This is a genomic window from Phocaeicola coprocola DSM 17136 (assembly GCF_000154845.1).
GTDB lineage: Bacteria > Bacteroidota > Bacteroidia > Bacteroidales > Bacteroidaceae > Phocaeicola > Phocaeicola coprocola.
The window spans coordinates 1-4,697 of the sequence record NZ_DS981516.1 but is presented as its reverse complement, the minus strand read 5'-3'; the positions used below and the strand labels follow the sequence as shown (position 1 = coordinate 4,697).

The 4,697-nt window shown below is 39.3% G+C and carries 6 protein-coding genes and 1 pseudogene; all 7 read left to right on the top strand.

What is annotated here, in order from left to right; all coding sequences use genetic code 11:
* Positions 1–712 (top strand): annotated as a pseudogene (locus BACCOP_RS20750) (hypothetical protein); the annotation flags it as partial.
* A gap of 5 nt (positions 713–717) precedes the next feature.
* Positions 718–1,383 carry a hypothetical protein gene (locus BACCOP_RS19135; RefSeq protein WP_007572081.1) on the top strand — a complete coding sequence of 222 codons (666 nt, stop codon included), beginning with the start codon at positions 718–720 and terminating at the stop codon, positions 1,381–1,383.
* 2 nt (positions 1,384–1,385) lie between these two features.
* On the top strand, positions 1,386–2,588 hold the full coding sequence (locus tag BACCOP_RS19130; protein ID WP_007572080.1) for a hypothetical protein: 1,203 nt from the start codon (positions 1,386–1,388) through the stop codon (positions 2,586–2,588).
* A gap of 29 nt (positions 2,589–2,617) precedes the next feature.
* Positions 2,618–3,067, top strand: coding sequence for a hypothetical protein (locus BACCOP_RS19125; RefSeq protein WP_007572078.1), 450 nt, complete (start codon positions 2,618–2,620; stop codon positions 3,065–3,067).
* A gap of 5 nt (positions 3,068–3,072) precedes the next feature.
* The gene (locus tag BACCOP_RS19120; RefSeq protein ID WP_007572076.1) at positions 3,073–3,825 is read left to right on the top strand and encodes a caspase family protein; all 753 of its coding nucleotides are present in this window, start codon (positions 3,073–3,075) and stop codon (positions 3,823–3,825) included.
* Between the two features lie 99 nt (positions 3,826–3,924).
* A complete protein-coding gene (locus tag BACCOP_RS19115) occupies positions 3,925–4,161 on the top strand; it encodes a porin family protein (RefSeq protein WP_007572074.1) in 237 nt (78 codons plus the stop codon).
* A 44-nt stretch (positions 4,162–4,205) separates the two neighbouring features.
* Positions 4,206–4,508, top strand: coding sequence for an outer membrane beta-barrel protein (locus tag BACCOP_RS19110; RefSeq protein WP_185150233.1), 303 nt, complete (start codon positions 4,206–4,208; stop codon positions 4,506–4,508).
* Positions 4,509–4,697 lie beyond the last annotated feature (189 nt).

Sequence of the window (4,697 nt, the reverse complement as noted above, 5' to 3'; positions counted from 1 at the left end):
GTTATTGTTAATGATGGTTGCTGCCATTCTCGGCACAATCAGTGCAAACGCACAGTTCAAAGTTGGTGACATCTACAATCAGGGCAATCTTAGAGGACTTGTAGTTGACGTAGATGCAAGTGGAAAACATGGTCTTATCCTTTCACTCAAGGAATGCGACAAAGATTGGTTGGCAGACAAATCTCTGGAGATGGAAACAAACGCCTTCTTCGAAGATGATGGAATGAAAAACATGGAGGCAATCGCTAAGTATGTTTCAGAAAACAATCTGTCATGGGAGAAGTTTCCTCTTTTCGCTTGGGCTCGCAGTCTAGGAGAAGGCTGGTATATTCCTTCACGAGGAGAATTGAATACTATATGGAAGAATCTCAATGGCGGCAACCTGGATTTTAACAAGAAAGGTTGCAAGCTATGGAAGGCTTATGATAAGGTAGTAGAAAAAGCTGGCGGAGATAGCTTCTTCTGTTCAAATGCAAGCACAATGGGCTTTAAGATGTTGGCAGGCATGATTTCTTCTACAGAAGCAGAAGGTGGTAAAGTTTACACTATCAACACAGAAAAGGGTAAAAATCTTGTAAACCATCCTATGGGAGCACCAAACGTAAAAATACAGGAGTATCAGTTGAAAAAAGATGCACACCGCTCTGAAGGTGATGCTCTTGGCATGAAGCGTGTTCTTCACTTCGATGCACGTGCAGTACATAAATTCTAAAAACAATGCGTCAAATAATTACAATTCTCATTGCGTGTTTTGCATCCCTAATTTGTTCGGCACAGGTCAAAAATGTTAAAAAAGGCGATGTGCTACAAGTTAATGGGATAAAAGGTATCGTCTTTAGTGTAAATGAAGATGGTACTCATGGACAAATGATGAGCGTTAAGGCATTTAGAGGGAAACAAGATTTGTATTGTGTCAAATCTTCATTTCTCAAAGGTGTTTCAATGCTTGACGAAAATGATGGAAAGGCAAATACAAACGAACTTTTTGCCTATGCATCAGCAAAAGGGGTCTCACTTGCGAACTATCCTGTATATAACTGGTGCAAATCATTAGGTGACGGCTGGTATATTCCTTCAATAAATCAAATAAAAGCATTTGTAAATTATTGGTTAGGCAATACAGATGTTGAAGTTGACTGGGAGGAAGATGAAGAGGTTAGCGCAACAGATGACTCCATGCCACACACTAAAGTTGTGAACAACATTCTGCTTGAAGCCGGAGGTATTCCATTCTTAAACGGAGTCTTCACATCAACGCTGGATGCCAGCAAAAAAGTCGATGTGTTTGAATACAACAAAGATGACGGCAAGTGGAAGTTCAATAAAGTCAATCCAATGAAGATCGATGCCTTTTGCGTAGGTCGAGCCTTTTATGATTTTTAGTTATGGACAGAAGACTATTTATATTATATATGTGTCTTTGGGCTGTATCGAATATTGCCGCTCAGGACGTGTTCAAATATCATAAGGGGTCTATGTACTCAATCATGCTGAAACATGACAATCAGGAATACTGTGAAGAAATGGTTGGTGTATTCGAGAAAATTCCAGTTCAGGATAATTTCTATGACTTCAACCTATCAAAGCGAGTATTCAAGGCTGGTGTACTTGAAGAAAGTGATACGACAAAGTCCAACAACCAGAAGCCTCATATTGACATGCTTCTTCGTGACAATGCTATTGGTCGACGACTTGTTGCAAAGTGGTTTAATCAAGATAAAGCAGGAACATTTAATCCAAATCAGATTTTGGAAAAGGGTTATTACAATGTGAATGCGTCTGACATTCAAACCGCATTATATTCCCATAAGACTCAAGAGGGTGTCATTTATGATGCTGGTGAAGAGCTCATAGGCAATACTTATGTTCTTGTGAACGATATTCAATATGGAGACAAACGCCGTGAAAAAGAAAAGCGTATGTCTGGTGCGATTGCTCTATCAGCAATTCCTATTGTTGGTATGGTTGCCATGCCTGTAGCGGGCATACTTACCAACGATTACTCTGGTTTCAATGTAACAGTCACTTCCTATCTGTATCGCCTTGATTGGACAAAGGAGATCTCTGACGGATTCTACAATGCATATTACACGGCCACTCCAGATGCGAACAAAAAAGAGGCCTTCAAGAATCAAAAGTCTCTGTTCACAGTAAGTTACATCGGTAGTCAGACTGTACATAGTCAGAATTCCAATTTCAAAGGAGTTAATGATAGAGAAAGCCAAATTCGTTTGGTGTGTACTCGTGCCATTGACAAGGCTATTGCACAATTACAAAAAGAACATCCCGAGTTCCGTGTAAGAACGCCTCTACTAAGTACTAGTCCTATTACAGCTCATATTGGTATTCGTGAAGATGTAACCGATAACTCTAGATTCGAAGTATTGGAGGTTGGAGAAACCTCTGATGGTAGAACCACTTACAAACGAGTTGCTGTGATTAAGCCGAAAAAGGGAAAAATCTGGGATAACCGATATATGGCTGAGTTCGAAGAACACAAGAACGGCATGTTGAAATCTACAGAATTTGAGCTTGTATCAGGCAGTATTTCCCAAACTGCTTGCTTAATCCGAGAAATAGATAACTAATATAGTGTTAAATTTAAATTCAACAAACAATGAAAACAACAATTAAGTATTTGATGCTTACACTCGTAGCAGTGTTCGCATGTGTATCAATCTCTTCTTGCAGTAAGGACGATGATGATCCTAACAAGGGAATTGGCAACTATTATTTCCAACTTTCTGACGTTGAAACCAACTGTATTGATGCCAACGGAAATAATCTTGCTGATGCTTTTAAATCTGAATGGATTTCTGCAAATCAAGCAGATGCTCAAGGTAAGAAGGCTATCGGTAAGACAGATAATGAGTCTGCACGTGCTTGGTTCAATCAGAATATCAATGCTTTGGTTCAGGCATACGACGAGGCATATCGTGGAAAAAATATTCTTCCTGAGAATGGATATATAAATTATTATTTCCGTTTAGGAAGCGATGCTTCATATGGAGGCGCAAATGAATATGCTACAATTGAGATTACTAATTCAGGAGCAAACAAACGATAAATAGAATGAATCCACTGAAGGGTATTATTGTTTTGCTATTGTTGCTTTTTTCTTCAATTGAAATTAAAGCACAAAATACGTATGTTGTATCTGTTGGCATAGCTGATTATCAGAACATAAATGATCTGACCTTTACCGAAGCTGACGTTGCAACATTTAATCAAATTATGGCACAACATGATGCAGACATAACGACTTTAACAGGTATTCAGGCAACACATGCCAATATTCTAAAAACTGTTCGTTCTGTTTTTGCTAAAGCAACGCCTGCAGATGCTGTAATATTCTTTTTTAGTGGACATGGCTATGAAGGAGGTTTTTGTTGCTACGATATGCAAGCGAACTCTCATCTGGGCGGAATGAGTTACCAAGAAATGCAGATACTATTCCGTAATTGTCGAGCAGGTCGCAAAATGGTCTTTGCAGATGCTTGCTTTAGTGGCGGTCTAAGCAAACAACGCACACAATTGCAAGTACAGGCGGTGTCAAACAATGATGTTATGTTCTTCCTATCATCGAGATTGGATGAAACATCATTGGAATTGCCACAAGGTCCAAATGGCTTGTATACATACTTTCTTGCACAAGGATTATGTGGCGCGGCAGACGTAAATAACGACAGAATCATTTCTGCCAGCGAAATTTACAATTTTGTTAGCGCAAAGGTTTCATCGTGGGCAAGCCAAATTCCTCACAATCAGCATCCAACTATTTGGGGTAAATTCGATCAAGGTATGTCTGTCTTAGATTGGAGATAACGAAAGTATCTCAAAAAGTTGGATGTAGTTATTGTCAAAAACAATGGAGTTCGTCAGCGAAGGGTTCATCCTTCGCTGACATAAATTAAAATCGAAATTATGAAGAAGTTAATTTTAACGGCAGTCATGGCTGTGTTTACACTTACAGCATCTGCCCAAGTTGAAAAAGGGATGCGTTACGGTCTAACTTTTACAGGGTCGATGAGCAAATACTCAGAATTACCTGACGCAGAGAATACATTTGGTTATGGCGGTGGCTTGATTTTGGAGTATAACTTCACACCAAATGTTTATCTTGGCTCTGGATTGCAGTTTGGTTTAAGAGGTTTAAAGTAAAAGCTCTTGATGTTGCAAGCCAGTCAGTAACATTGGATGGCTCATTGAAGTCATACAATCTCGTCATACCAGTAAATATTGGTGGACGAGTAAATCTGTCTGATAATGTCGCTTTATTTGGCCAAGTTGGTCCTTATGCTTCGTTCGCTTTGAAAAAAGCAGAGCTTCAGATTCTTGGATACGGAACTATTGAAGGAGAAAAATTTGACTGGGGATTAAACGGTAAGGTTGGCGTTGAGTTTAGTCAATTTCAAGTATTCGGCGGATATGAGCTTGGAATGAAAGAGGTTTGGCCTGGTGATGCCAAGAACCGATCAATCGTGTTTGGTGTCGGTTACATGTTCTAGAACGCCCAAAATACAATGTATTAAGAATGCACCCACATCTGAATGTACCAGATGTGGGCGCTTTGCTAATAGCGGATGAGGTTTTATGAGTAAGCTTCCAAAATTGGCGTATTGACTAGCATGTTTCTTTCGCATACCTTCGTGCTAAACTTAAAACTCGAAAGATTATGTTTAGCGAAAAAGATTTTG